The organism is Variovorax glucosi, assembly GCF_051216695.1.
In the GTDB taxonomy this organism is placed as follows: domain Bacteria; phylum Pseudomonadota; class Gammaproteobacteria; order Burkholderiales; family Burkholderiaceae_C; genus Variovorax.
In genome coordinates this window covers 554249-578688 of the sequence record NZ_JBPJZE010000002.1, presented here as the reverse complement: position 1 = coordinate 578688, position 24440 = coordinate 554249, and the positions used below count along the sequence as shown (strand labels likewise).

At 62.6% G+C, this 24440-nt stretch carries 27 protein-coding genes; 9 read left to right on the top strand and 18 right to left on the bottom strand.

The features are described 5' to 3' along the window. The first annotated feature begins 16 nt into the window (after positions 1 to 16). The 3 genes from gpmA (at position 17) to ACSFA3_RS11040 (ending at position 3065) form a co-directional block, all read left to right on the top strand. The gene (gpmA, locus tag ACSFA3_RS11050; RefSeq protein ID WP_435505486.1) at positions 17 to 760 is read left to right on the top strand and encodes a 2,3-diphosphoglycerate-dependent phosphoglycerate mutase; all 744 of its coding nucleotides are present in this window, start codon (positions 17 to 19) and stop codon (positions 758 to 760) included. A gap of 93 nt (positions 761 to 853) precedes the next feature. Next, positions 854 to 2296, top strand: a complete 1443-nt coding sequence (locus ACSFA3_RS11045; protein WP_435505485.1) for a S41 family peptidase — start codon at positions 854 to 856, stop codon at positions 2294 to 2296. Position 2297: 1 nt separating this feature from the next. After that, positions 2298 to 3065, top strand: coding sequence for a HesA/MoeB/ThiF family protein (locus ACSFA3_RS11040; RefSeq protein WP_435506206.1), 768 nt, complete (start codon positions 2298 to 2300; stop codon positions 3063 to 3065). Between the two features lie 5 nt (positions 3066 to 3070). Here ACSFA3_RS11040 and ACSFA3_RS11035 read toward each other — a convergent pair whose 3' ends face one another. Next, on the bottom strand, positions 3071 to 5086 hold the full coding sequence (locus ACSFA3_RS11035; protein WP_435505484.1) for an AsmA family protein: 2016 nt from the start codon (positions 5084 to 5086) through the stop codon (positions 3071 to 3073). A gap of 265 nt (positions 5087 to 5351) precedes the next feature. On the opposite strand from ACSFA3_RS11035, the gene ACSFA3_RS11030 reads away from it, so the two are divergent. After that, positions 5352 to 5756, top strand: coding sequence for a response regulator (locus tag ACSFA3_RS11030; protein ID WP_435505483.1), 405 nt, complete (start codon positions 5352 to 5354; stop codon positions 5754 to 5756). A gap of 121 nt (positions 5757 to 5877) precedes the next feature. Here the strand turns inward: ACSFA3_RS11030 and ACSFA3_RS11025 are convergent, their stop codons facing one another. After that, entirely contained in the window at positions 5878 to 6510 is a 633-nt protein-coding gene (locus ACSFA3_RS11025) for a response regulator (protein ID WP_296308520.1), read from the bottom strand. Between the two features lie 107 nt (positions 6511 to 6617). Here ACSFA3_RS11025 and ACSFA3_RS11020 point away from each other — a divergent pair, with 107 nt between their 5' ends. The 4 genes from ACSFA3_RS11020 to ACSFA3_RS11005 all read left to right on the top strand — a co-directional run bounded on the left by ACSFA3_RS11020 (position 6618) and on the right by ACSFA3_RS11005 (position 9488). Then, the gene (locus ACSFA3_RS11020; RefSeq protein ID WP_435506205.1) at positions 6618 to 7952 is read left to right on the top strand and encodes a CHASE3 domain-containing protein; all 1335 of its coding nucleotides are present in this window, start codon (positions 6618 to 6620) and stop codon (positions 7950 to 7952) included. Positions 7953 to 8180: 228 nt separating this feature from the next. After that, entirely contained in the window at positions 8181 to 8552 is a 372-nt protein-coding gene (locus ACSFA3_RS11015; RefSeq protein WP_435505482.1) for a hypothetical protein, read from the top strand. A gap of 59 nt (positions 8553 to 8611) precedes the next feature. Next, positions 8612 to 8992 carry a phage holin family protein gene (locus ACSFA3_RS11010; protein WP_435505481.1) on the top strand — a complete coding sequence of 127 codons (381 nt, stop codon included), beginning with the start codon at positions 8612 to 8614 and terminating at the stop codon, positions 8990 to 8992. Next, positions 8982 to 9488 (top strand): hypothetical protein, encoded by a 507-nt coding sequence (locus ACSFA3_RS11005; RefSeq protein WP_435505480.1) that lies wholly within the window; start codon positions 8982 to 8984, stop codon positions 9486 to 9488. Before ACSFA3_RS11010 ends, ACSFA3_RS11005 begins: the two co-directional genes overlap by 11 nt. 16 nt (positions 9489 to 9504) lie before the next feature. Here ACSFA3_RS11005 and ACSFA3_RS11000 read toward each other — a convergent pair whose 3' ends face one another. The 7 genes from ACSFA3_RS11000 to nudB all read right to left on the bottom strand — a co-directional run bounded on the left by ACSFA3_RS11000 (position 9505) and on the right by nudB (position 13600). Further along, positions 9505 to 9945, bottom strand: coding sequence for a BON domain-containing protein (locus ACSFA3_RS11000; protein ID WP_435505479.1), 441 nt, complete (start codon positions 9943 to 9945; stop codon positions 9505 to 9507). 17 nt (positions 9946 to 9962) lie between these two features. Continuing rightward, a complete protein-coding gene (locus ACSFA3_RS10995; protein WP_435505478.1) occupies positions 9963 to 10160 on the bottom strand; it encodes a CsbD family protein in 198 nt (65 codons plus the stop codon). Between the two features lie 128 nt (positions 10161 to 10288). Continuing rightward, entirely contained in the window at positions 10289 to 11125 is an 837-nt protein-coding gene (locus tag ACSFA3_RS10990; RefSeq protein ID WP_435505477.1) for a DUF429 domain-containing protein, read from the bottom strand. 10 nt (positions 11126 to 11135) lie between these two features. Then, positions 11136 to 11558 (bottom strand): BLUF domain-containing protein, encoded by a 423-nt coding sequence (locus tag ACSFA3_RS10985; RefSeq protein WP_435505476.1) that lies wholly within the window; start codon positions 11556 to 11558, stop codon positions 11136 to 11138. Positions 11559 to 11563: 5 nt separating this feature from the next. After that, positions 11564 to 12313, bottom strand: a complete 750-nt coding sequence (folE, locus tag ACSFA3_RS10980) for a GTP cyclohydrolase I (protein ID WP_435505475.1) — start codon at positions 12311 to 12313, stop codon at positions 11564 to 11566. Between the two features lie 70 nt (positions 12314 to 12383). Beyond that, positions 12384 to 13142, bottom strand: a complete 759-nt coding sequence (locus ACSFA3_RS10975) for an endonuclease/exonuclease/phosphatase family protein (RefSeq protein WP_435505474.1) — start codon at positions 13140 to 13142, stop codon at positions 12384 to 12386. Further along, positions 13139 to 13600, bottom strand: a complete 462-nt coding sequence (nudB, locus tag ACSFA3_RS10970; protein ID WP_435505473.1) for a dihydroneopterin triphosphate diphosphatase — start codon at positions 13598 to 13600, stop codon at positions 13139 to 13141. Before nudB ends, ACSFA3_RS10975 begins: the two co-directional genes overlap by 4 nt. A 121-nt stretch (positions 13601 to 13721) precedes the next feature. Between nudB and mqo the strand changes: the two genes are divergently transcribed. Further along, entirely contained in the window at positions 13722 to 15407 is a 1686-nt protein-coding gene (mqo, locus tag ACSFA3_RS10965; RefSeq protein ID WP_435506204.1) for a malate dehydrogenase (quinone), read from the top strand. Positions 15408 to 15498: 91 nt separating this feature from the next. Here mqo and aspS read toward each other — a convergent pair whose 3' ends face one another. The 9 genes from aspS to ACSFA3_RS10920 all read right to left on the bottom strand — a co-directional run bounded on the left by aspS (position 15499) and on the right by ACSFA3_RS10920 (position 24436). Next, a complete protein-coding gene (gene aspS, locus ACSFA3_RS10960; protein WP_435505472.1) occupies positions 15499 to 17298 on the bottom strand; it encodes an aspartate--tRNA ligase in 1800 nt (599 codons plus the stop codon). Between the two features lie 35 nt (positions 17299 to 17333). Then, positions 17334 to 17975, bottom strand: a complete 642-nt coding sequence (locus ACSFA3_RS10955; protein ID WP_435505471.1) for a DUF502 domain-containing protein — start codon at positions 17973 to 17975, stop codon at positions 17334 to 17336. Between the two features lie 9 nt (positions 17976 to 17984). Further along, the gene (locus ACSFA3_RS10950) at positions 17985 to 18368 is read right to left on the bottom strand and encodes an FmdB family zinc ribbon protein (protein WP_435505470.1); all 384 of its coding nucleotides are present in this window, start codon (positions 18366 to 18368) and stop codon (positions 17985 to 17987) included. 108 nt (positions 18369 to 18476) lie between these two features. After that, positions 18477 to 19925: a high affinity choline transporter 1 gene (locus ACSFA3_RS10945; protein WP_435505469.1), complete on the bottom strand. Its 1449-nt coding sequence runs from the start codon at positions 19923 to 19925 to the stop codon at positions 18477 to 18479. Positions 19926 to 19945: 20 nt separating this feature from the next. Further along, positions 19946 to 21511 (bottom strand): ubiquinone biosynthesis regulatory protein kinase UbiB, encoded by a 1566-nt coding sequence (gene ubiB, locus ACSFA3_RS10940; protein ID WP_435505468.1) that lies wholly within the window; start codon positions 21509 to 21511, stop codon positions 19946 to 19948. Beyond that, entirely contained in the window at positions 21508 to 22053 is a 546-nt protein-coding gene (locus ACSFA3_RS10935) for a ubiquinone biosynthesis accessory factor UbiJ (protein ID WP_435505467.1), read from the bottom strand. The genes ubiB and ACSFA3_RS10935 overlap by 4 nt, the downstream gene beginning before the upstream one ends. A gap of 82 nt (positions 22054 to 22135) precedes the next feature. After that, positions 22136 to 23191, bottom strand: coding sequence for a Tim44 domain-containing protein (locus ACSFA3_RS10930; RefSeq protein ID WP_435505466.1), 1056 nt, complete (start codon positions 23189 to 23191; stop codon positions 22136 to 22138). 24 nt (positions 23192 to 23215) lie between these two features. Next, positions 23216 to 23947, bottom strand: a complete 732-nt coding sequence (ubiE, locus tag ACSFA3_RS10925) for a bifunctional demethylmenaquinone methyltransferase/2-methoxy-6-polyprenyl-1,4-benzoquinol methylase UbiE (RefSeq protein ID WP_435505465.1) — start codon at positions 23945 to 23947, stop codon at positions 23216 to 23218. A 69-nt stretch (positions 23948 to 24016) separates the two neighbouring features. Next, positions 24017 to 24436: a gamma-butyrobetaine hydroxylase family protein gene (locus ACSFA3_RS10920; protein WP_435505464.1), complete on the bottom strand. Its 420-nt coding sequence runs from the start codon at positions 24434 to 24436 to the stop codon at positions 24017 to 24019. Between the last annotated feature and the right edge of the window lie 4 nt (positions 24437 to 24440).

Sequence of the window (24440 nt, the reverse complement as noted above, 5' to 3'; positions counted from 1 at the left end):
GCCAAAGGCCTTTTCCATGCACAAACTGGTACTGATCCGTCACGGTGAATCGACCTGGAATCTCGAGAACCGCTTCACCGGATGGACCGACGTCGACCTCACGCCGACCGGCGTCGAGCAGGCCAAGCAGGCCGGCCGTCTCCTGAAGGCCGAGGGCTACGACTTCGACGTCGCCTACACCAGCGTACTGAAGCGCGCCACGCGCACGCTCTGGCACACGCTCGACGAACTCGACCGCACCTGGCTGCCGGTAGTCCATTCGTGGCGCCTCAACGAGCGTCATTACGGCGGCCTGCAAGGCCTGAACAAGGGCGAGACGGCGAAGAAGTACGGCGACGAGCAGGTGCTGGTCTGGCGCCGCAGCTACGACACGCCGCCGCCGGTGCTGGAAGCGACCGATCCGCGCAGCGAGCGTGGCGACATCCGGTATGCCAAGCTGCCGCCGGAGCAGGTTCCGCTGACCGAGTGCCTGAAGGACACCGTGGCGCGCGTGCTGCCGTTCTGGAACGAGTCGATGGCGCCTGCGATCCGCAGCGGTCGCCGCATCGTCGTCGCCGCGCACGGCAATTCGATCCGCGCATTGGTGAAATACCTCGACGGCGTCTCCGACAGCGACATCGTCGGCCTCAACATCCCCAACGGCATTCCGCTGGTCTACGAGCTCGACGACGACCTGAAGCCGCTGCGCCACTACTACCTCGGCGACGCCGACGCCATCGCAAAAGCGGCCGCGGCTGTCGCATCGCAGGGCAAGGCCTGAAACCTGTCTAAATCGAAGGGAACCGCGGCAGGCTAATTGCTTCCAATCAGCTCGCGGGTATATTGATTCGACCGCCGACAAGGACACTCACACATGGGCCAGAAACTGAAAATCACCGGCTGGATCGCAGCCGGCGCCGTCGCCGGTGTGTTGACCACGGTCTCGCTGCAGACCGTCGCGCGGGGATCGCTCGCCCCATTGCCGCTCGAAGAACTGCAGCAACTCGCTGCGGTCTTCGGCATGGTGAAAAGCGATTACGTCGAACCCGTCGACGAGAAGAAGCTCATTTCGGACGCGATTTCCGGCATGGTGGCAGGCCTCGATCCGCACTCGCAGTACTTCGACAAGAAGTCCTTCAAGGAATTCCGCGAAGGCACGAGCGGACGCTTCGTTGGCGTCGGCATCGAGATTTCGCAGGAAGACGGCCTCATCAAGGTCGTTTCGCCCATCGAAGGCTCCCCCGCTTTCCGCGCCGGCCTCAAGCCGAACGACCTGATCACGAAGATCGACGACACCGCCGTTCGCGGCCTGTCGCTCAACGACGCGGTCAAGCGGATGCGCGGCGAGTCGAATACGAAGGTGCTCCTGACGATCTTCCGCAAGGACGAGAACCGCACCTTTCCGGTCACGATCACGCGCGAAGAAATCCGCACGCAATCGGTGCGCGGCAAGATCGTCACGCCGGGATACGGCTGGATTCGCCTGTCGCAGTTCCAGGAACGCACGGTCGACGATTTCGTGAAAAAGGTCGACGAGATATACAAGCAGGATCCGAACCTCAAGGGGTTGGTGCTCGATCTGCGCAACGATCCGGGCGGCCTGCTCGATGCGGCCGTCGCGATTTCGGCTGCATTCCTGCCGGAGAACGTGACCGTGGTTTCCACCGACGGCCAGCTTGCCGAAAGCAAGTCGATCTTCAAGGCGGCCCCCGAGTTCTATCAGCGCCGCGCCGGAACCGATCCGCTGCGCAGCCTGCCTGCCGCTCTCAAGACGGTGCCGCTGGTGGTGCTGGTCAACGAAGGCTCCGCTTCGGCGAGCGAGATCGTCGCCGGCGCGCTGCAGGACCACAAGCGCGCGACCATCATGGGCAGTCAGACCTTCGGCAAGGGTTCGGTGCAGACGGTGCGTCCGCTCGGTCCCGACACCGGTCTCAAGATCACGACGGCGCGCTATTACACGCCGAGCGGTGCATCGATCCAGGCCAAGGGCATTGTGCCCGAAGTGCTCGTGGATGAAAGCGCCGAAGGCAGCCCGTACGCGGCGCTGCGCATGCGCGAGGCCGATCTCGAGAAGCATCTGGCCAGCGGCCAGGGTCCGGAGAAGAAGGATCCGGAGCGCGAAAAGGCACGGGACGAGGCGCGAAAGCGTCTCGAGGAAGAAGCCAAGAAGCCGCCGCAGGACCGCAAGGTGCCCGAATTCGGCAGCGAGCAGGACTTTCCGCTGATGCAAGCGCTCAACCGGCTCAAGGGTGCACCGGTCGTCGCCAGCAAGACCCAGGTGATCGTCGAGAACAAGGAAGAGAAGAAGGAAAACTGACCTGAACGACGAGGCGCTGCTGCGCTATTCGCGGCACATACTTCTCGAAGAGTTCGGCATCGACGGGCAGGCACGCGTCGATGCTTCGCATGCGCTGATCGTCGGCGTCGGCGGACTTGGTTCGCCGGTTTCGCTTTATCTGGCAGCGGCAGGTGTCGGTCGCATCACGCTGGTCGACGACGATACGGTCGACCTCACCAATCTCCAGCGGCAGATCGCGCACACGACGGCGCGCGTCGGCATGACGAAGGTCGAATCGGCTGCGCAGGCGATGCGCGACATCAATCCGTCGATCGACATCGCGACGCATGCGGTGCGGATCGATGCGACGCTATTGGCCGATCTCATGCCGGGCATCGATATCGTGATCGACTGCAGCGACAACTTCGCGACGCGGCATGTCGTCAACGAGGCCTGCGTCAGGCATTCGAAACCGCTGGTCGCAGGTGCGGCGATCCGATTCGACGGACAGCTGGGTGTATACGACGTCCGGGATGCAGCGTCGCCCTGCTACGCCTGCATCTTTCCGCCCGATTCGGCGTTCGAAGAGACGCGTTGCGCCGTGCTGGGCGCATTCGGACCTGTCGTCGGCACGATTGGCGCGCTACAGGCGACGGAAGCGCTCAAGCTGCTTGCGGGAATCCGGCCTTCCATGGCTGGAAGCCTGCTGATGTACGACGGGCTACGTACTTCGTTCGACACCCTGAAGGTCATGCGCGATCCGGAATGCTGCGTTTGCGCGTCGCTCCGATCCGCTTTAGAAGACTGATTGGCTTATTTGGCGGTCTGCGGATTCCGCGCCGTCTTCGCCTTGGCTGCGCCCGAAGCCGCACCCGCGGTCGACGGCTTGCGGGCGTCGCTGAGAACCGCCACGCAATTCGCGTCCTTGCCCGGACCCGTTTCGATCGTCGCGGCCAGTGCGAGCAGCGGATTGATCGCACCGAGGGCCAGTGCCGCCAGGCCGCGTGCCGCCAGCGGTGCCGCCTTCACACCGACGGAAGGATCGCCGAACGAACCGCCGATTACCAGCGGCGTGCGCAGCGACAGGATGCTCATGTCCTTCGGCTCCGGACGAATCACGAAATCCATCTTCTCGGTGCCGAGGTTGGCAGTGCCGGTCGCATGGAACACGGTGTCGGTGGTGTCGAAGACGATCTCGCGACCGTTCATCACGCCCTTGTTGACGTCGAAAGCCAGGGCCGCACAGCGCATGTTCACGTTGTTGTCGCCGCCGAGCAGGAACTTGATGATTTCGCCGCCGTCCAGGCCTGCGAATTCGAGCAGCAGATTGCTAAAACGGCCGCTGCCGGTAAGCGCCGCAACGTCACCCGAAGCACTTCCCAGCCACTCGGAGACCGAGTTGCCGCGTCCTGAAAGATTGATGCGCCCGTCGAGATTGCTGAAGCTGGTCTTCATCGTCTCTACCTTCGGAATCATGCGATTCAGCTGAAGCGCACGGATGTCGAGCGAAGCACGGATGTCGGCAGGCGTCTGGGTGGAATCGATCCGGATCGCACCGGACAGCTTGCCGCCGGCTACGCCCAGGTCGAGCGGGTCAAGCGTCAGCACACCGTCCTTTAGCAGCACGTGCACGCTGCCCTTGTCGAGCGGAATATCGCGCACGTTTTTGATGCGGTCGGCGGTGTACTTCACATCGGCGTTCATGGCACGCAAGCGCTCGAGATCCAGCGTCGCCGTGGGCAACACCTTGTCGTTGCTACCCTTCGCGCGCTTGACGGTCGCAGGGGCCGCCACGCCTTCGACGGAACTGGCTGAGCGCGCCGTCGGCGGCAGGCCGATCAGCGGGCCGAGATCGTCCATGTCCATCACGCTGGAGCGCAACTGGCCGTTGAGCGTCGGCACCTTCTGCCCCTGGTCGAAAGTCATTTCGCCGGCAATGTCCGAAAGGCCCAGCTTGCCCTTGAGCGCATCGGCTTTCCACAGGTTGCCCTGCTTGGTGACGTGCACATTGATCGCGTAAGGCGACGTGTCGGGAAGTGCAATGCCGAGCAGCGGATACAAGGCGCCCAGGCTCTGGCCGCGCACATCGACCTTTGCATCGATGCCGTCGAGACCGTCCAGAGATGCGACGGAGCCCGCAGCCTTCAATCGGGTCTGGCCGGCTGCCGCATCGATTTCAAGAGGAAACGGCGGCTGCCCGCTCGAGGTGAGCTGCAGGACGTTTCCGGTACGTCCCTGCGCTTTCAAGGGCTGCTTCCGATACGTGCCCTTGATCTTGAAACTCAGCGGCAACTCGCCCGCACTGGAATCGAAATCGATGTCGGCATGCAGATCGACACCCAGATGTCTGGCAAGAAAGTCGATCGAGCCGGCGTCCACTTCGACACGTCCAATTTCGGGCACCGTGCCCTTGTCCGATGTGTCCTTGCCTAAAGCCCAGGTGCGCTTGCCGTCTTCTTCCATCTGCAGCCCCACGACAGGCGATGTCAGTGCAATCCGTGGAATGACGACCTTGCCTCCCAGAAGCGGCCAGAAGCGGATCTCGAATTCGGCGCGCTCGGCTTTGACGAGATAAGGGTCGCGCGCCCAGGCCGGATTGGCGAATTCGATGCCATCCAGCTTGATCGTCGCGCCGCGCAATCCCAGACCCACATCCAGCCGACGCGTGATCTCGAATTTGCGCTCGGTCTTCTCGCTCACATAGCGATTGACGGGCCCCCGCAGCACATCCCACGGAAAAAAGACAGCGACGAGAGCCAGTACGACAAAGAGCCCTGCGACTACCGTAGCAATCCTCAACGCAATATGTCTGCTTCTTGAACTATTCATGCATGACTCTCGAACGACGGTACAGAAGCATGCGAAGCTAGCCCTGTATCGCTTATCCGGCAGTCGTCATCGATGCGCATGACACGTACGGCAAGGCCTACGATTTTTGACTGTCCATCCGTCGCAATGCGCGCCTTTGAGTCGGATAAATCCTACGAAGACCGAACCTTGAAGATTGCAAATACGAATCGCAAGTTCGATTAGGTTTCATTTACATGTTGTTTATCCCGATCTCGCGGACCTCGACTGCAATGAGTGCCTCGGCATGAACCCCAGATTGAAAACATACATCGTCGAAGACAACCTTACGATCCGCGAAAATCTCGTTGGCACTCTGGAAGAACTCACCTGCATAGTCGCCATCGGATATGCGGAAAGCGAGAGCGAAGCCCGTGCATGGTTCAGCACGCACGAAGACGATTGGGAATTGGCGATCGTCGATCTATTCCTGAAGCAGGGAAGCGGTCTGGGCGTCCTTCAGGAATGCATCGGTCGCCGCCCGAATCAAAAAGTGGTGGTCTTGAGCAACTACGCGACGCCCGACATTCGCAAACGGTGTGCACAACTCGGTGTCGATGCGGTATTCGACAAATCTAACGAGATCGACGCGCTCATCGATTTCTGTGTTGCCCACGCTGCATCGCGGCATCAAGGTACGGAGAGCCGTTAGACCTCGAGCGACAGCCGGCGCGCCTGCTGCCTTTGAAATAGCCAAACAGAACGGCCCTTGCATTGCTGCAAGGGCCGTTCTCTTTTCTGGCAAGCCGGCTTATGCACCGACCGAAGCTGGATCAATCGATCAGCTTGTTCTTCAGGGCGTAGTACGTAAGGTCGCTGTTGGAAGAAAGATTCATCTTCTCCATCAGGCGCGTGCGGTACGTGCTCACCGTCTTCACCGAAAGCGACAGCGTCTTGGCAATGTCGCCGGCGGTCTCGCCCTTGGCAAGCTTCAGGAATACCTGGAACTCGCGTTCGGAGAGCTGTTCGTGCGGCGCCGCGTCGTCCTTGCGATCGAGCTGACGCGCAAGCAATTCGGCGACTGCGGGCGTGATGTAGCGGCGACCCAGAGAGATCGTGCGGATCGCATTCACGATCTCGATAGGATCGCATTCCTTGTTGAGATAGCCGCTGGCGCCCTGACGGATCAGGTTCATCGCATAGTGCTCTTCGGGGTAGCCGCTGAGGATGAGGATGCCGACATCCGGCGCCTTGGCCCGGATCATCGCCAATGCATCGATGCCGCTTTGTCCGGGCATCGACAGATCCATGACGAGCACGTCGAGTTCTGTGGTGCGCACCAATTCGATGGCTTCGCGTCCCGTACCGGCTTCGCCTACGACCCGAAGATCGACGTGTTCCGAGAAAAACTGGCGCAAGCCGGAGCGCACGATGGCGTGGTCATCCACAATTCCGATCTTGATCATCTGTTACCTTGTTCGTTGTCCTGCGCATTGAGCGTCGCAAAAATGCTGGCCCTTGGCCGGCATCGATTATTCCCGAATTTGAATCACTGGCATCTTGCGGAGTCCTCATGCGCTGGTTAGCTTTACCGAAGATGGCCCTGAGCCTGCTGCTTGCGACGCTCGCCGCCGCAGCGTTGGTGGGCATCAACGAGGCGGGCTACCTTCAATCTCACCGCGCACTCACAACTGTTGCAGAAGCACAACAGAGGCGCCTCGCGCTCACGACGCTGATGCAAAACGTGCTCGATGCAGAAACGGGCCAGCGTGGCTACCTGTTGACCGGCGCCGGAAGTTATCGGCAACCATATGACGACGCGGTCAAGCGGGTCGACGGCCAGGTTGTCGCTCTGCGGGCACTTTACGACTCGCAAGACGGCGAACGGGCGAAACTGGAAGAGCTGGCAAAGCACGTGGCGCGCAAGCTGGGCGAGATGGACATGAGCGTGCGGATGCGCGCGAACGGCAACGACGCCTGGAAGTTCGTCATCGACACCGATGTCGGGCGCGAGGAAATGGACGATATCCGCACAGGCGCGGCCGAACTCATCGCCAGCAGCAATCAGGCGCTCATCGACGGCCAGATCCAGATCGCGAGCTCGCTCAAGCTGGGCCGCGTCGGCATCCTGGTGGTCGTTCTGACGGCCCTCTCGGCCTTCTATCTCTATCTGCGCCAGACACACATACTGCAGTCGGTCGGCGAACGGCAGCAGGAGGCACTGCAGCGGGAGCGCAACGTACTCGAAAGCGAAGTGCAGGAACGCACCGTCATGCTGGCCGAGCTGGCCACGCACCTGCAGGAGGTGCGCGAAACCGAGCGCGGCTACCTGGCGCGCGAACTGCACGACGAGCTCGGATCGCTGCTCACGGCCGCCAAGCTGGACGTCGCTCGCCTCAAGTCGAGGCTTGTCGATTCGCCGGACGCGATCCAGCGGCTGCAGCATCTCACCGAGCTGCTCAACAGCGGCATCGCGCTCAAGCGCCGGATCATCGAAGACCTGAGGCCATCATCCCTGTCGAACCTCGGATTGGTGGCATCCCTCGAGATTCTCGGCCGCGAATTCGCCGAGCGCTCCGGTCTGCAGATCGAGATCTCGCTCGAACCGGTGGAGACCGACGAGGCGCGGCAACTCACCATCTACCGCATGGTCCAGGAGAGCCTGACCAACATCGCCAAATATGCCGAAGCCACCGAAGCGACGATCGTGATGAAGGACTACGGAAATCATGTGGAGGTCGAGGTCTCGGACAATGGCAAGGGGTTCGACACCACCCGCATACCGTCGGCGACGCACGGCCTGGCGGGAATGCGCCATCGCGTCGAAACGGCCAAGGGCAAACTTACCGTGGCATCGTCGCCGGGTAGCGGAACGCGGCTGACGGCCATGTTGCCGGTGCGAGGTTGAACGATGACCGAGGCTTGGACACCCGTATATGCGTACGCCCATGCACCCATCTTTCGGGCCTTCGAAACGACAGCCGCCGGACGATACGCCGCTCTCCTACGATTCCCGCCCGCGGCTGCTGACAGTTGATTCGAGCAGCCGAGGTTTAAGGTAGCACTGTGTCGCGAATTTGAAGCGGCCTGCAGTTTTTGCAGTTTTCATCTCCCAGGAACCAGGAAAGGACTTCTCATGAACACCAAGACAGCCTCGCAACTCGCAGACGACGCCAACAAGACCGCCAACGACGCGATCGATTCGACCCGCGCCTACGCACAGAATGCCGTCAACGCAGCTGGCGAAAAAGTCCGCGATCTGCGCCGCGAAGCGGAGCCGGCCATGGAGCAGATCGCTGCCCGTGTTCAACACGCAGTCCAGCGCGGCCTCGATGCTGCCTCGACCACCAGCGCCCGCGCACAGCGCCGCATCGAACAGGCAGCAGACGTGACCGGCAAGTACATCGCCGACCAACCCGTTCGCTCGGTGCTGATCGCAGCAGCTGCAGGTGCAGCCATCACCGCGCTGATCGTGCTCGCCAGCCGTAGCACCCGCGACGACTACTGATCGGATCTTCGCCCGCCTCCCAGCCGCCTTTTGCCCGCCGATCGTTTTTTCGTAGCCCGATGCTCCATCCCATTTATTCCACGGTGCTAGGGCACCCCGAACTGATCGCAGACCACATCGCCAACTATTCGGCGCTGATCAGGCAAGAGGTGGCGCAAGCCAGTCGAGGCTTGATCGTACGTGCGGTCGCGGGCGTGCTCGCGGTCGTCAGCGCCTTGCTCGCTCTGGGGCTGGCGGGCGTTGCCGTCATGCTCGGCAGTGTCAATGGCAATTTTCACTGGGCGCTCGTGATCGTTCCCGGTGTCGCATTGCTGATTGCCGCCGTCGCGGCATATCTGGCAATGAAGCCCGTGCTTTCCAACAGCTTCGATGACCTGAAAGCTCAGCTGAGTGCCGACATGCACGCAATGCACGTTGCAGGAGGCCGCAATGGCCGTTGATCGTTCCATCCTCACGCCACAGCAACGCCTTGCGATTTCGAGACGCGCATTGTTCAACCAGTTCGAGGACGAGCTGGAGGAGGATGGCGTGGATTCTTCCGGCAATTCAGGCGCGAGTTCGGCGGATGGAACCACCAGGAATCTGGCTGGACATGCTCCATCGTCGCCACGTGCGACGAAGCGCGGTTTTCTCGACGGATACATCAGCGGAATTCCAGCACTGGCGATCGCGCGGAACATCGGCGAACGATGGTGGCGTCGCCATCCGGCCAATGCCGTCGTCCAGCTTGCAAGACCCGTGCTGGGACGTTATGCCCGCCAAAAGCCGGCAAAGCTGATTGCGATCGCAGCCGGAACCGGTGCGCTTCTGATCCTGATCAAGCCGTGGCGCCTGCTGTCCGCGACTGCTCTGATCGCAGCGGTGTTGAAGACGTCGGATGTCGCCGACATGGTGACATCGCTTGTGCACAATAACAACGTAAACCTGCCGGATTGAGATCCGGGGTCGGAAGTCAGGCTGGCTTGACGGTCAGCAGATTTTCCACCTTGATCACGCCGGCTGTCGATCTTGCGATCTGCTCAGCGCGCGATCGAGACGACGTCGTCGGCGCGGTGCCGCGTAGAACCACCTCGCCACTTTTTGTCTGAACTTCAATTCCGATCGCACTCAACTCAGGATCCCGTGCCAGTTCCCCAGTGATTTTGGCGGTGATCGCGGCATCGCCGACGTTTGCGGAAATGCTTGCGCCGGCGTCTTTCAGCCGGTCCTTGATATCGCTCGCCTCAAATTGAGCTCGCGCGTCTGCAGCCAGCTCACGCGTCTTTGCAACGGTTTCGGTGCCTGCCCGCTCTGTGCGTGCCAGTGCTGCATCGAGCTGCTGGCCTGCGGTGCGGCCGCTCGAGCCGTTATCGCAGGCACTTGCCAGCGCAGACACTGCGACCCACAGGGCCACGTGCCATGCGCTTCGCATTACAGCTTGTCGGCGCCGGACTTGACAGCGTCCTTGGCCTTCTCTTTGGTGTCGCCATACGTGCTTTGCACCTTGCCGGAAGCCTGGTCGACATTGCCTTCGGCTTCTAGCTTCTCGTTGCCGACGATCTTGCCGGCCAATTCCTTGACCTTGCCCTTGGCCTGGTCGACACGACCTTCAACTTGATCCTTGTTCATGGCATTTCCTTTGAGGTGGTTGGTTTAAACATGGGTTGCAGTCACTGAAACCCATGACTGGAAGTTATGCGCGAGCGTGGTGACCGCCCGCTAGCGGACTTCCCGAACCCCTGTAGGACTTCTGCAGTTCAGGCCGTCAAGATCCAACCCTCCAGCGGGTCGATATGAAGAGGCAAGCCATGACCATGCGTCGATGCGCCATCGTCGATCGCTGGCTGCACCGATGCCCAGGCTGCCTGGACGAGGCACAGCACCGCATCCAGCCGATCGCCTTGCGCGTCGGCGAGCAGCATGTCGCGTTGCGCATGCGTCAGCGCCAGGCGCAATCCAAGCCGCGTGGCGCCGCGTTCCAGCGCCGAGACAAGATCTGCTCGGGCCACCCAGCGTTCGGCCGTCTGACGCGCGGTGTCGTCCGCCTTGTAACTGCGCCTGCCGATCAGCTCGCGTGCCAGCATGCCTGGATAGGCCTCCAGCGCGATGCGGGTCGCGCCGGGTAGTTCGAACAGGCCCGGCAGCGCAGCGCCGGCCTCCAGCAAACGCGGAACGCCGGCATGAAGCATGAACGCAACCGGCGGATTGACCCATTTCATCGACGGGCTGGAGCCGGCGGGCAAATCCGTGGCCCGGTGCGCGAATTTCCGGCCGACCGGTCGTGCATCGCAAAATCCCGCGAATGCCGTACGGATTTCGGCACGTGTGAGGCTCGCGTAATACGCCATCAGCGCTTGCCACTGGACCGGCCAGCCCAGCGTCTCGACCAGCTCGCGCGGCAGTCCGAAAGGGAAGTCGAAACCGCCGGTCCAGGCGGGTGTGTCGCGCATCCAGGCGGCCCATCCGTCCAGCGCGGGGAATGTCAGCAGCTTCGACAGCGCCACGCGACCGCCGCGCACGCTCCCGAGCGCCACGACGATCGGTTTGCGGACACTGGGCGCACTCGAGAAATCGCAACCGAACAGGACCGTCAAACCGCAACCTTCAATTGCGCCCGACGATCGCCGCGGTGACCATCAGCTCTTCCAGCAAGGCCAGCGAAACCTTGCCCGACACGGCATACGGATCGAGTTCGGCACGTTCCGAGTAGCGCAGCAGCGTCGAGGCGTGAATCTTGGTGAGATTCACCTGCCCCATCGTCCAGCCGCCGAAGCGACGTTCGGTGATTTCGTCGTAGTGGAGCAGCACCACGTCTTTGTGCCGCGGGTCTTTCTGGATATGGCCGTAAAGCTCGCTCACCGTGGCGCGCCCGCCCTCGATCGCCTGCAGAAAAACGCCGCTGCCGTAACAAAGGATGCCTGTCACTCCGCAGGCCGGATTGTGGGCACGGGACTGCGCCAGGATCGCATCGATGGCGCCGGGGCTGGCATCGACAGCACGGCTGGCATAGAGAAGTCGTACGAGCATGGCGTTCAGCGCTTTCGCGGCAGGAGTGAGAGAAATTCGCGCCGCAGGTTCGGATCTTTCAGGAAGACACCGCGCATGACGGAGTTGATCATCTTGCTGTCCATTTCTTTCACACCGCGCCAAGCCATGCAGAAATGTTCCGCTTCCATGACCAGAGCAAGGCCGTCCGGCTGGGTTTTCTGCTGGATCAGGTCTGCGAGTTGCACGACGGCTTCTTCCTGGATCTGCGGCCGGCCCATGATCCATTCGGCGAGCCTTGCGTACTTCGACAGACCGATCACATTGGTGTGCTCATTGGGCATAATGCCGATCCAGAGCTTGCCGATGATCGGGCAGAAATGATGCGAACATGCGCTGCGCACCGTGATCGGGCCGACGATCATCAGTTCGTTCAGATGCTCCGCATTCGGGAATTCGGTGAGCTTCGGCGGTGGGACGTAGCGCCCCTGGAAGACCTCGTTGAGGTACATCTTGGCAACGCGTCGTGCGGTGTTGTCGGTGTTGTGGTCGTTCTTGACGTCGATCACCAGACTCTCGAGCACGCCCTTCATCTTGATCTCGACTTCGTCTAGCAGCGCGTCCATGTCGCCGGGCTGCAGGAAATCCGCGATGTTGTCGTTGGCGTTGAAGCGCTTCCTGGCCGCGACCAACCGCTCGCGGATCTTCACGGACATCGGAACGCCCTCGTCGATTTCATTCGGCGCGGAAAGCGCGCCGGCGGCGGGGTCGTTCGATATGTCGGTTTTCGTGAGCATGCACAAATCCTAGCAGTGAATGAATCGCCGTCGAAGCGTACCGGGAAGCCCGCGCAGCCTCGAAAGCGCGCTATCGGTTCGGTAGCGAAAACTCGGTCAGGAGCGGCAGGTGGTCCGACATGCGCGCCCAGATTGGCCCGCGCGGAACGCTGCAGGCCGTCGGCGTGAGCTGTCGTGCGTAGATGAAGTCGAGCTGCGTCACCGGCAGCCGCGACGGATAGGTGAGCGTCGACGGGCCGCGCAGGTCGCTCGAATCCCGCATGCCCATCGCGTTCATGGCGTAACGCATGCGCGCACCCCAATCGTTGAAATCGCCAGCGACGATGACGGCATCGTCGGCCGGAATCTCGCGCTCGATGAATTCGCGCATGCGGGCGATCTGCCGCACGCGGCTGCCCTTGATCAGCCCCAGGTGCACCACGATGGCATGCACCGTCAGCCCGTCGACGTCGATCACCACATGCAGCAGCCCGCGCTGCTCGAAGCGGTGGTCGGAGATGTCGTGATGATTCTGGCGGACAACGGGCCAGCGAGTGAGCAGCGCATTGCCGTGCTCGCCATGGCGCGTGATGGCATTGGTTTCGTAGACGGCGGTGTAGCCCTCGGGCGCCAGGAATTCGGCTTGCGGCATGTCGGGCCAGCGGGCGAACTGCTGCGCGCCCTGCCGGTTCATCTTGCGCACTTCCTGCAGGCAGACGATGTCCGCATCGAGCTGTTCGATGGCGTGGCCGAGATTGTGGATTTCCAGCCTCCGCGCCGGCCCGATGCCCTGCACGCCCTTGTGTATGTTGTATGTCGCCACCCGGAAGGTGTGCGCGGTCGCGTTCATGGCGCGAATTGTGGCAGCAGCAGAATGGCTTCCGCGTTCGAGGGAGAAAAGCATGCATCGGCCGCTTCGCGAAACGGCAGCCATCGCCAGTCGGTGTGTTCGCGTGGCGCCAGCACCGGCACGACTCGTTCCGGAACACACAGCCCGAACAGGTGTTCGGTATTTCTCGTCACGCCTGGGCCGTATCGGGCGCGCCATTGCGGATAGATGTCGTAGACGTTCTGCAGCTGCCAGTCGCGAAGGTTCGTCGCCAGGTCGCTGCCCGGCATGCAGTCGATGCCGGTTTCCTCGCCGACTTCGCGCGCAGCCGTGAACGACAGCGCTTCGTCCGGACGGTCCTTGCTGCCGGTCACCGACTGCCAGAACTCTTCCGCATCGGCGCGCCTGATCAGCAGCACGTCGAGTGCTGGCGTGTGGATCACGACCAGAACCGACTCGGGAATCTTGAAATCTTTCATTTCCTAAGCACCGGTAAAATCCGGATTGACACTAAAACACACTTGATGATTTTTTTGCCGCACCCTTGTATCGCAGGTACGAGCGGGTGGCATTTTCGTTTGCATGGATCTGAATGAAATGATGTTGAAAAGAACGTACGCGCCGCTGGCGGGTCTGGCTTTGTCGCTGAGCCTGTCGCTCGCGCTCCTTCCCGCGCACGCGGCCGAACCGCGCAAGGTGGATGTGATGCTCATCGGCGGCGGCATCATGAGTTCGACGCTCGGCGTCTGGCTGAAGGAACTGGAACCCTCCTGGTCGATGGAGATGGTCGAGCGCCTGGACAAGGTCGCGGAGGAAAGCTCGAACGGCTGGAACAACGCAGGCACCGGGCATTCTGCGCTGGCCGAATTGAACTACACGCCGGAAGACAAGAACGGCAAGGTCGAGATCTCCAAGGCCATCGAGATCAACGAGGCTTTCCAGATTTCGCGTCAGTTCTGGGCTTCGCAGGTCAGGAGCGGCGTGCTGCAGAACCCGCGTTCATTCATCAACTCGACGCCGCACATGAGTTTCGTCTGGGGCGACGAGAACCGTGCGTTCCTGAAGAAGCGCTACGAAGCGCTCAAGGCCAGTCCGCTGTTCGGCGGCATGCAGTACTCGGAAGATCCAGAACAGATCAAGAAGTGGGTTCCGCTCATGATGACGGGACGCGATCCGAAGCAGAAGATCGCCGCGACATGGACGCCGATCGGCACCGATGTGAATTTCGGCGAGATCACGCGCCAGTTCGTCGGGTATCTGCAGAAGCAGCCGGATTTCTCGCTGAAGGTTTCGAGCGAGGTCCAGAACATCACGCGCAATGCCGATGGCACCTGGCGTATCGCATACAAGAACCTGAAAGACGGCACGTCCACGCAGACCGATGCGAAGTTCGTCTTCATCGGCGCCGGCGGTGGCGCGCTGCATCTGCTGCAGAAGTCGGGCATTCCCGAAGCCAGGGACTATGCAGGCTTCCCGGTCGGCGGCTCTTTCCTCGTCACCGACAACCCGGCCATCGCCGAACAGCATCTTGCCAAGGCCTACGGAAAGGCGTCGGTCGGTGCGCCGCCGATGTCGGTGCCGCATCTCGACACACGCGTGCTCGACGGCAAGCGCGTGATCCTGTTCGGACCGTTCGCGACGTTCTCGACCAAGTTCCTGAAGGAAGGCTCGTACCTCGACATCCTCACCAGCACGACGCCGCACAACATGTGGCCGATGGTGAAGGTCGGCGTCGACCAATATGCGCTGGTCGAATACCTGGCCGGACAGCTGATGCTCTCCGACGACGACCGGATGAAGGCGCTGAAGGAATATTTCCCGAACGCGAAAAAGGAAGACTGGCGCCTCTGGCAGGCCGGCCAGCGCGTCCAGGTCATCAAGCGCGACAAGGACAAGGGCGGCGTGCTCAAGCTGGGCACCGAGATCGTCAGCTCGCAGGACGGCAGCATCGCCGGCCTGCTCGGCGCTTCGCCGGGTGCGTCGACCGCCGCGCCGATCATGCTGGACCTCATGAAGAAGGTGTTCAAGGACAAGGTCGCGACGCCGGAATGGCAAGCGAAGATCCGTCAGCTCGTGCCGAGCTATGGCACGCAACTGAACGATCGCCCGGACCGCGTGTATCAGGAGTGGGCATCGACCGCCGAGGTCCTGCAACTCACACCGCCGCCGATGATCGACCAGACAGTGCCGGTCAAACAGGACACGACGGCGCCCCAGGCAAACCAGACGCAGCCGAAGCCGGTCGCGCCAAAGCTTACGAAACAGAACGCAGACCTGGCGATTTGAGCGAGGTCGGCCGCAGCTCGAAGCGCTGCCGGCTGGAAACGAAAAAGGGGATCACGTTTGAACGTGCTCCCCTTTTTTTCGTTCGGCTGACTCAGGCCGCCGGCTGGACGTTCCGCAGCTTGATGTGCAGTTCGCGCAGCTGCTTCTCGTCGACCGGGCTCGGCGCCATCGTCAGCAGATCTTGCGCGCGCTGGGTCTTCGGGAAGGCGATCACGTCGCGGATCGAATCCGCACCGGTCATCAGCATGACCAGGCGGTCGAGGCCGATGGCGATGCCACCGTGCGGCGGCGCACCGTATTGCAGCGCATCGAGCAGGAAACCGAACTTGAGCTGCGCATCTTCGGCATTGATCTTGAGCGCGCGAAACACCTTGCTCTGCACTTCCTCGCGGTGGATACGCACCGAGCCGCCACCCATCTCGATGCCGTTGAGCACCATGTCGTAGGCCTTGGCGATGCATTTCTCGGGCGCGGTGTCCATCAGGTCTTCATGACCGTCCTTCGGTGCCGTGAACGGATGATGCACGGCCGACCAGCGCTGGCCTTCCTCGTCGAACTCGAACATCGGGAAATCGACCACCCAAAGCGGTGCCCACCGGTTCTCGAACAGCCCGGCCTTCTTGCCGAAGGCGCTGTGGCCGATCTTCACGCGCAGCGCGCCAATGGCGTCGTTGACGATCTTTTCCTTGTCGGCGCCGAAGAACAGGATGTCGCCGTTGCGGGCGCCGGTGCGGGCGATGATCTCGGACAGCGTCGCGTCGTCGAGGTTCTTCACGATCGGGCTCTGCAGGCCTTCGCGGCCGGCAGCGGCGTCGTTGACCTTGATGTAGGCCAGACCCTTGGCGCCGTAGATCTTGACGAATTCCTGGTACGCATCGATCTCGCCGCGCGACATGCCGCCTTCGGCACCGCCGCCCGGGACGCGCAAGGCGACCACTCGACCGTCCTTCATCGTCGCGGCATTCGAGAACACCTTGAACTCGACGCGCTTCATCAGCTCGGTGAGTTCGGTGAACTCGAGCTTGACGCGCAGGTCGGGCTTGTCCGAGCCGTACTTGAACATCGCATCGCCGTACGACATCGTCGGGAACACCGGCAGGTCGATCGAAGCGGCTTCGCGGAAGACCTTGCGGATCATTCCCTCGAACATCTCGCGGATCTCCTCCTCGGTCAGGAACGAGGTCTCGATGTCGATCTGCGTGAATTCGGGCTGGCGGTCGGCGCGCAGGTCTTCGTCGCGGAAACATTTGACGATCTGGTAGTAGCGGTCGTAGCCGGCCACCATCAGCAACTGCTTGAAAAGCTGCGGCGACTGCGGCAGCGCGAAGAAGCTGCCGTCGTGCACGCGGCTCGGCACCAGATAGTCGCGAGCGCCTTCGGGCGTCGACTTGCCGAGCATCGGCGTCTCGATGTCGATGAAGCCGTTGGCATCGAGGAACTTGCGCGCCTCCATCGTCACCTTGTAGCGCAGCATCATGTTGCGCTGCATGGCCGGACGGCGCAGGTCGAGCACGCGGTGCGTGAGACGGGTGGTTTCCGAGAGGTTGTCGTCGTCCAGCAGGAACGGCGGCGTCACCGACGGGTTGAGCACCTTCAGTTCGTGGCAGAGCACTTCGATCTTGCCGCTCTTCAGGCCGTCGTTGGTCGTGCCTTCGGGGCGGGCACGCACCAGGCCGGTGACCTGCACGCAGAACTCGTTGCGCAGGTCTTCGGCGGTCGCGAAAGTCGAGGCGCGGTCGGGGTCGCACACGACCTGCACGTAGCCTTCGCGGTCGCGCACGTCGATGAAGATCACGCCGCCGTGGTCGCGACGGCGATTGACCCAACCGCACAGCGTGACGGTTTCGCCCATCATGGCTTCGGTGACGAGGCCGCAATAGTGGGAACGCATTTGTGAACGGATGGGCATGGAAGTCGTTTTCAGGTTCAGGCGCCGTTGGCGCGTTGTGGGTTGACAGCGATGGTCGCGGGGCCGCCGGGAACGACCACGCCCATCGAGACGATGTACTTGAGCGCCTCGTCGACGCTCATCTTGAGTTCGATGCAGTCGCTGCGCTTGAGCATCACGAAATAGCCGCCGGTCGGGTTCGGCGTGGTCGGCACATAGACGCCGAGGTATTCGCCGCCGCCGAGATGCTCCAGCACTTCGGCGCCGGGCGTTCCGGTGACGAAGGCGATCGTCCATGAATTCGGACGCGGCCATTCGATCAGCACTGCCGTGCGGAACGCATTGCCGTTCTCGGAAAACAGCGTGTCGGAAACCTGCTTGACGCTCGAATAGATCGATCGCACCACCGGGATGCGGCGCACCACCGCATCGCCCCAGCCGAGCAGGCGCTTGCCGACGAAGTTGCTGGCGACTGCGCCGACCACCAGAAGGATGGCCAGCGTGAGCAACACGCCCAGGCCGCGAACGCGGTGGGCGTTGAGCCAGTCGGTCCAGTCGCTCGGGAGCAGCCAGAGTGTCTGGTCGAGCGTACCGATAATCCAGTTCAGCACGCCCAGCGTGATGACCAGCGGCACGATGACCAGCAGCCCGGAAAGCAGCCATTTGCGCAGCGCATGCATGGCGGAACCTCAGTCCTTCTTGGATGAAGCCGCCGGCGCCGGCGCTGGCGAAGAGGCCGGTGCTGCACTGGCGGCAGGTGCCGCGGCCGGCGCGGCAGCCGGTGCGCTGGCGCCACCTTCGGACGACGCGCCCTTCTCTCCACCCTTGTCGCTGCCTTTTTCGCCACCTTCGCTCTTCGAAGCGCCGCCGTCGGCCGGCTTCTTGCCCCCGCCTTCGCGGAAATCGGTCACATACCAACCGGAACCCTTGAGCTGGAAGCCTGCCGCGGTGACCTGTTTCTGAAATGTGCTCGCGCCGCACGCCGGACACACCGTAAGGGGGGCGTCGGACATTTTTTGCAGCGCATCCTTGGCGAAGCCGCAGGAACTGCACTTGTAGGCGTAGATAGGCATGGGATTGGGAGAGAAAATGCGACGCAGCGGCCGCTCGCAAAGCCCATGATTATAAGGCGGCGTCCTACCCCTCAGACCCTGCACGCGCAGGGCCCGTGAACCGACATTTCAGTCCGGCGCGGTCGCCAGCGGCCGGTGCGGCGTACGCGTGTTGGACACCCACTGTGGCGCCAGCGACCCCACGACCATGCCGAAAGCCGCCGACAGCACGCCGGCGAGTTGCGCCGGAAAGTCGACACCGAGCGATGTCGAGAGGAACAGCAGCCACACGCCGACGCCCAGGGTCACCGACGCCACTGCGCCCTGCGTGCTCGCCCTTTGCCAATACAGACCGAAAACCAGCGGCACGAACGCGCCCACCAGCGGCACCTGATATGCACCCGAGACCAGCTCGTAGATCGGCGTGCCCTGCATGCGGATCGCGTAGGCCAGCACGACAGCGCTGAAAACCAGCACCGTGATCCGCATCGTCCGCAGATTTTCCCGGTCGGTGCCTGACGGACGGAACTGGCGCCATATGTTTTCGGTGAAAGTCACGCTCGGTGCCAGCAGCGTGGCCGAAGCGGTCGACTTGATGGCCGATAGCAACGCACCAAAAAAGAGCACCTGCATCACGAACGGCATCTTCTCGAGCACCAGGGTGGGCAGTACCTTCTGCGGATCGTCCTTGAGCAGTTGCGCTGCCTGCTCCGGCATGATGAGCAAGGCACTCGCCACCAGGAACATCGGCACGAAAGCAAACAGGATGTACGCAATGCCGCCGATGACCGGGCCGCGCGTCGCCGCCTTGACGCTGTTGGCGGACATCACGCGCTGGAACACGTCCTGCTGCGGAATCGAGCCGAGCATGATCGTGATGGCAGCCGCGAAGAAGAAGACCATGTCGCGCAGACTCGGCTCCGGCCAGAACCTGAAGAGGTCCCTGCTGGTCGCAAAAGCGATTACCTTTTCAGCACCGCCGGCCATGTTCCCGGCAAAGACGGCGATAACCGCCAGGCCAACGACCAGAATGATCATCTGTATGAAATCGGTCACCGCGACCGACCACATGCCGCCGAAAAGTGTGTACGCCAGGATCGAGACGACGCCGATCGTCATGCCCACCGGCATGCTGATCGCGCCGGCAGACAGCACGTTGAACACCAGCCCCAGCGCCGTCACCTGCGCCGAGACCCAGCCCAGATAGCTCACCATGATGATGATCGAGCACGCCACCTCGACCGTGCGGCCGTAGCGCTCGCGGTAGTAGTCGCTGATGGTCAGCAGCGTCATGCGGTACAGCTTGCCGGCAAAGAACAGCCCGACCAGGATCAGGCAGGTGCCGGCACCGAACGGATCTTCGATCACGCCGTGCAGACCTCCGTCGATGAACTTCGCCGGTATGCCGAGCACCGTCTCCGACCCGAACCAGGTCGCGAACGTCGTCGTCACGATCATGAAAAGCGGCAGATTGCGCCCGGCGATCGCGAAATCGGTGGTGTTCTTGACGCGACGCGCGGCGATGAGCCCGACGGCGATCGTTAGCAGCAGATATACGGCGACCAGGGTCAAAAGCACGGCGAAGCTCCTTCAGCTCTTCAGAACAGACGCACGCGCACCAACACCTGCATCGCAATCAGACCCAATACAAAACCCATGCCACCGTAGACGATGGCCTGCAGCAGGCGATTGGTCCGCTTCTGCGCCTGGAGCAATTCCAGCAGTTCGCGCCGGTTGTCGCCCGGGCGATGCGACAGGAACTCGTGCATCAGCCGCGGGAACTGCGGCAGCAATTTGGCATAACGCGGCGCCTCGGCGCGCAGTTGAGCGAACAGCCGCTTCGGCCCGACCTGGTCGATCATCCATTTCTCGAGAAAAGGCTGGGCCGTGGCCCAGAGGTCGAGTTCGGGATCGAGCTGGCGACCCAGGCCTTCGATGTTCAGCAGCGTCTTCTGCAGCAGTACCAGCTGAGGCTGGATCTCCACATGGAAGCGGCGCGAAGTCTGGAAAAGCCGCATCAGCACCATGCCAAGCGAGATTTCCTTCAGCGGACGGTCGAAGTACGGCTCGCAGACGGTGCGGATCGCGGCTTCGAGTTCGTCGATGCGCGTGCCTTCGGGCACCCAGCCGCTCTCGAGGTGCAGCTCGGCCACGCGCTTGTAGTCCCGCCGGAAGAAGGCGACGAAGTTCTGCGCGAGGTATTCCTTGTCCGACTCGGTCAGCGTGCCGACGATGCCGAAATCCAGCGAGATGTAGCGACCGAAGGTTTCCGGTGCCAGGCTGACCTGGATGTTGCCGGGATGCATGTCGGCATGGAAGAAACCGTCGCGGAAGACCTGCGTGAAGAAGATCGTCACGCCGTCGCGCGCCAGCTTGGGGATGTCGACTCCGGCCGCGCGCAGACGGTCGAGCTGGGCGATCGGAACGCCGTTCATGCGCTCCATCACCATCACTTCGGGATGGCAGAAATCCCAGTGCATCTCCGGGATCAGCACCAGTTCCAGCGCGGCCATGTTGCGGCGCAATTGCGCGGCGTTGGCCGCCTCGCGCACCAGATCAAGCTCGTCGTGCAGGTATTTGTCGAACTCGGCCACGACCTCGCGCGGCTTCAGGCGCTTGCCGTCGGCCGACAAGCTCTCGACCCAGCCGGCCATCATCGCCATCAGCGCCAGGTCTTTCTCCATGATGCCGCGCATGCCGGGGCGCAGCACCTTGACCGCCACCTCGCGCAGCTTGCCCTTCGCATCGCGCAGCGTCGCGAAATGCACCTGGGCAATGGAGGCGCTGGCCACCGGCGTTTCGTCGAACTGCTCGAAGATGTCGGCGACCGGGCGACGGAAGGCGCGCTCGATGGTCGCAACGGCAACCGACGACGGGAATGGCGGCACACGATCCTGCAGCCAGACCAGCTCATCGGCGATGTCGGGCGGCAGCAGGTCGCGCCGGGTCGACAGAACCTGCCCGAACTTGACGAAGATCGGCCCGAGCCTTTCCAGCGCCTCGCGCAATCGCTGGCCGCGCGGCGCATCCAGATTGCGTCCGACGGACACGATGCGGGCAACGATCTTCAGCCACGGCTTCTGGAAACTGGTCAGCACCAGCTCGTCCAGACCGTACCGCAACGCGATCCAGACGATATAGATGCCTCGATAGAAACGGCTCATCCCTTGAACGCGTCCGTTCCGGGCCGACCATCGACGAACTGCCGAACGGCCGTTTTGACACGTCGGGCCACGTTCCCGACCGTATGCGCCGGCACGTCGCCGATCAGGCGTGCGAGGTCGTCCTCGACATCCCATCGCACATGGTCGACCAGCCAGTTCACCTCGGCCGCGAGCTGCACGTCGCCGATGATGCGCACCGACGGCTTGTCGCCGCGAAGGGACGCCCGCGCCAGGCCGAGCGGCGACGTTTCGGCGACGATCAGCGTGAGTTCGGGAATGGCGCCGTCGGGCGCGATATCGAGCAGGCCGGCGGGCGTGGCGACCAGCTGCATGGTGATGAAACGCCATTCGAAGCGAACCACCTTGCCCTCTTGACGTACCAGCCGCTGCTGGGCTTCGGGCTCCTGCTGGAGCACGTGGTTCAGAAAAAGCACCGCTCGATGCTGGATCTCGTGGACTGCCCATGCGGGTGGCCGGATGCGGTCACCGATGCGATTGAGGATGTCGTCGAGAAAAGAAAATGGGGACGATGGTGTTGCCATGTCCCCATTATCCCGTCGGTTTGCAGCCCTTACGCCGCAAAGGCCGTCAGGCTTCTATTGCTGCTTCATGCAGCGGCGGCGCTTACTGCAGAGCCTGCACGCCGGCGACCAGCCAGCCGCCGCTGCCGTTGGTCGGCTTGGTCATGTTCCAGACTTCGCGGAACGGGCTCGGGCCGGCGGAAGCGTCTTCCTTGATCATCCCGGAGAACTCCACGCTGGCCATGTAGGCGTCCGGCAGCTCTTCGATTCCGAGAAGCTTGGCGTCGAGGAAGACGACCTCGGTCTTGTTGGGCTGACCGCCGGTGTGCGTCTCGCGCTCGGACAACTGCGACTTGATTTCGCCAACCATGCTGTCGGTCATCATCGAACGCAGAAGAGTCATGTCGGCGCGATCCCAACCGTCCTGCAGCGTCACGAAGTTGCGCTTGGCGGCTGCCAGGAAGCCATCGGCATCAAAGCCTGCCGGCACACCCCAGGTCTGCGCGCCGACCAGCGCCGAGCCGATCATGCTGCCCGTGCCTGCGCCGGCAGCACCCGCCATCGACGAACCGCCGCGCTCGGCGGTTGCCGAGTCGAACGACGTGCCGGTGGACTCCCAGGGACGCGCCGAAGCGTCGTTGCCGACCTTGTCGGTGCGGTACTGCGGCGTGGCCGGTGCGTCGGCTGCTGCGCCGGCGCCCTGGAAGGCGAAGCCGCCGTTGTTGTTGCCGTTGCTGCCGCCATTGCCACCGTTGGCCGAAGCAGCCGCGCGACGAGCAGCGAACATGCGCCATGCGAACAGCGCAGCCATCGCCAGCAGCGCGATCAGCAGGATGTTGCCGAAGCCGGCACCCAGGCCCAGCGAGCTCGCAAGCCAGGCCAGACCGAGACCGGCAGCCAGACCGCCGAGCATGCCGCCCCAATTGCGCTTCGGTGCCGCAGCGGCTGGCGCGGCAGTTGCCGGGCGTGCAGCTGCGTTGTTGGCGCTTTGCGCAGGCGCGCCTGGCGTCGCCGGAGCAGCGGGTGGCGCAGCCTCGCGCTGCGTCACGTTGTTCGACTGACGCCCCACCGACTTGCCGCTACCCATGCGGCGTGCGTCGGCATCGGCACTCACGAGCACCAGTGCGCATACCAGCATCACGGACCAGAAGTTTTTCATTTCAACGTCTCCACTTCGAAAAATTCAACACTTGATTCCAACATGCAGGGCGACCACGCCACCCGTCATGTTGTGATAGTCCACATGGCCGAAGCCACCCTCTTTCATGAGGGCCTTGAGTTCGTCCTGCGTGGGATGCATGCGGATGGATTCGGCGAGGTAGCGGTAGCTGCTGTCGTCGCCCGCAACCACTTTTCCGAGACGGGGCAGCACGTTGAAGGAGTACCAGTCATACGCCTTTTGCAGCGGCTTTGCTACTTTCGAGAACTCCAGCACCAGCAGCTTGCCGCCGGGCTTGAGCACGCGGTTCATTTCCTCGAGCGCCGCGTCCTTGTGCGTCATGTTGCGCAGGCCGAACGCCACGGTCACGACGTCGAAATGACCGTCCGGAAACGGCAGCTTCTCGGCATCGCAGACCAGCGTCGGCAGTGCCACGCCCGCATCGAGCAGGCGCTCGCGACCGGTGCGCAGCATCGCTTCGTTGATGTCGGTATGCACCACCTTGCCTGTCGCCCCCACCTTCCTGGCGAAAGCGAGCGCCAGATCGCCGGTGCCGCCGGCGATGTCGAGCACGCGCGAGCCTTCGCCGACATTCGCGACCATCACCGTGTAGGCCTTCCAGGCGCGATGCAACCCCATCGACATGAGGTCGTTCATGAGGTCGTAGCGGGTGGCGACGGAGTCGAACACGCCTCGCACGCGACGCGCCTTTTCGCTCTCGTCGACATTCTCGAAACCGAAATGGGTGGTGCTCATGGATCTGATGTTAGGACGGAAGAAGAAATCGCAAGCCGACGACCCCGCCAGCACGGCGGACATTCAAGCTCAGTGGCTGTTGCAGGCATGGCTGCCGCCACCCGGAATAGCCATCGGCGCATCGCGGTCGACACCCGCAGCGCTCAGTCGCTGCTCGTACTGCGCCCAAAGTGCATCCTGCTGCGAGCCGAGTTCGTAGAGCAGCGTCCAGGAGAAGATGCCGCTTTCGTGACCGTCGGTGAAGACCGGCTTGACGGCGTAGTTGCCCACCGGTTCCAGTTCCAGCAGACCGACGTTGCGCTTGCCGGTCTGCAGAATCTCCTGGCCGGGCCCGTGACCCTGCACCTCGGCCGACGGCGAATAGACGCGCATCAGCTCGAACGGAATGCGAAAGCTCGCGCCGTCGGAAAAACCCACTTCCAGCACGCGCGACTGCTTGTGGACGGTGATCGATTGGGGCGTCGGTGCGCCGTTGTGAAGGCCTGCCATGTCG

Excerpts from the sequence above, each read along its gene's own strand:
- gpmA (WP_435505486.1), top strand. The coding sequence starts at position 17 with ATGCACAAACTGGTACTGATCCGTCACGGTGAATCGACCTGGAATCTC.
- ACSFA3_RS11045 (WP_435505485.1), top strand. The coding sequence starts at position 854 with ATGGGCCAGAAACTGAAAATCACCGGCTGGATCGCAGCCGGCGCCGTC.
- ACSFA3_RS11035 (WP_435505484.1), bottom strand. The coding sequence starts at position 5,086 with ATGAATAGTTCAAGAAGCAGACATATTGCGTTGAGGATTGCTACGGTA.
- ACSFA3_RS11030 (WP_435505483.1), top strand. The coding sequence starts at position 5,352 with ATGAACCCCAGATTGAAAACATACATCGTCGAAGACAACCTTACGATC.
- ACSFA3_RS11025 (WP_296308520.1), bottom strand. The coding sequence starts at position 6,510 with ATGATCAAGATCGGAATTGTGGATGACCACGCCATCGTGCGCTCCGGC.
- ACSFA3_RS11020 (WP_435506205.1), top strand. The coding sequence starts at position 6,618 with ATGCGCTGGTTAGCTTTACCGAAGATGGCCCTGAGCCTGCTGCTTGCG.
- ACSFA3_RS11015 (WP_435505482.1), top strand. The coding sequence starts at position 8,181 with ATGAACACCAAGACAGCCTCGCAACTCGCAGACGACGCCAACAAGACC.
- ACSFA3_RS11010 (WP_435505481.1), top strand. The coding sequence starts at position 8,612 with ATGCTCCATCCCATTTATTCCACGGTGCTAGGGCACCCCGAACTGATC.
- ACSFA3_RS11005 (WP_435505480.1), top strand. The coding sequence starts at position 8,982 with ATGGCCGTTGATCGTTCCATCCTCACGCCACAGCAACGCCTTGCGATT.
- ACSFA3_RS10995 (WP_435505478.1), bottom strand. The coding sequence starts at position 10,160 with ATGAACAAGGATCAAGTTGAAGGTCGTGTCGACCAGGCCAAGGGCAAG.
- ACSFA3_RS10985 (WP_435505476.1), bottom strand. The coding sequence starts at position 11,558 with ATGCTCGTACGACTTCTCTATGCCAGCCGTGCTGTCGATGCCAGCCCC.
- folE (WP_435505475.1), bottom strand. The coding sequence starts at position 12,313 with ATGCTCACGAAAACCGACATATCGAACGACCCCGCCGCCGGCGCGCTT.
- ACSFA3_RS10975 (WP_435505474.1), bottom strand. The coding sequence starts at position 13,142 with ATGAACGCGACCGCGCACACCTTCCGGGTGGCGACATACAACATACAC.
- nudB (WP_435505473.1), bottom strand. The coding sequence starts at position 13,600 with ATGAAAGATTTCAAGATTCCCGAGTCGGTTCTGGTCGTGATCCACACG.
- mqo (WP_435506204.1), top strand. The coding sequence starts at position 13,722 with ATGTTGAAAAGAACGTACGCGCCGCTGGCGGGTCTGGCTTTGTCGCTG.
- aspS (WP_435505472.1), bottom strand. The coding sequence starts at position 17,298 with ATGCGTTCCCACTATTGCGGCCTCGTCACCGAAGCCATGATGGGCGAA.
- ACSFA3_RS10955 (WP_435505471.1), bottom strand. The coding sequence starts at position 17,975 with ATGCATGCGCTGCGCAAATGGCTGCTTTCCGGGCTGCTGGTCATCGTG.
- ACSFA3_RS10950 (WP_435505470.1), bottom strand. The coding sequence starts at position 18,368 with ATGCCTATCTACGCCTACAAGTGCAGTTCCTGCGGCTTCGCCAAGGAT.
- ubiB (WP_435505468.1), bottom strand. The coding sequence starts at position 21,511 with ATGAGCCGTTTCTATCGAGGCATCTATATCGTCTGGATCGCGTTGCGG.
- ACSFA3_RS10935 (WP_435505467.1), bottom strand. The coding sequence starts at position 22,053 with ATGGCAACACCATCGTCCCCATTTTCTTTTCTCGACGACATCCTCAAT.
- ACSFA3_RS10930 (WP_435505466.1), bottom strand. The coding sequence starts at position 23,191 with ATGAAAAACTTCTGGTCCGTGATGCTGGTATGCGCACTGGTGCTCGTG.
- ubiE (WP_435505465.1), bottom strand. The coding sequence starts at position 23,947 with ATGAGCACCACCCATTTCGGTTTCGAGAATGTCGACGAGAGCGAAAAG.
- ACSFA3_RS10920 (WP_435505464.1), bottom strand. The coding sequence starts at position 24,436 with ATGGCAGGCCTTCACAACGGCGCACCGACGCCCCAATCGATCACCGTC.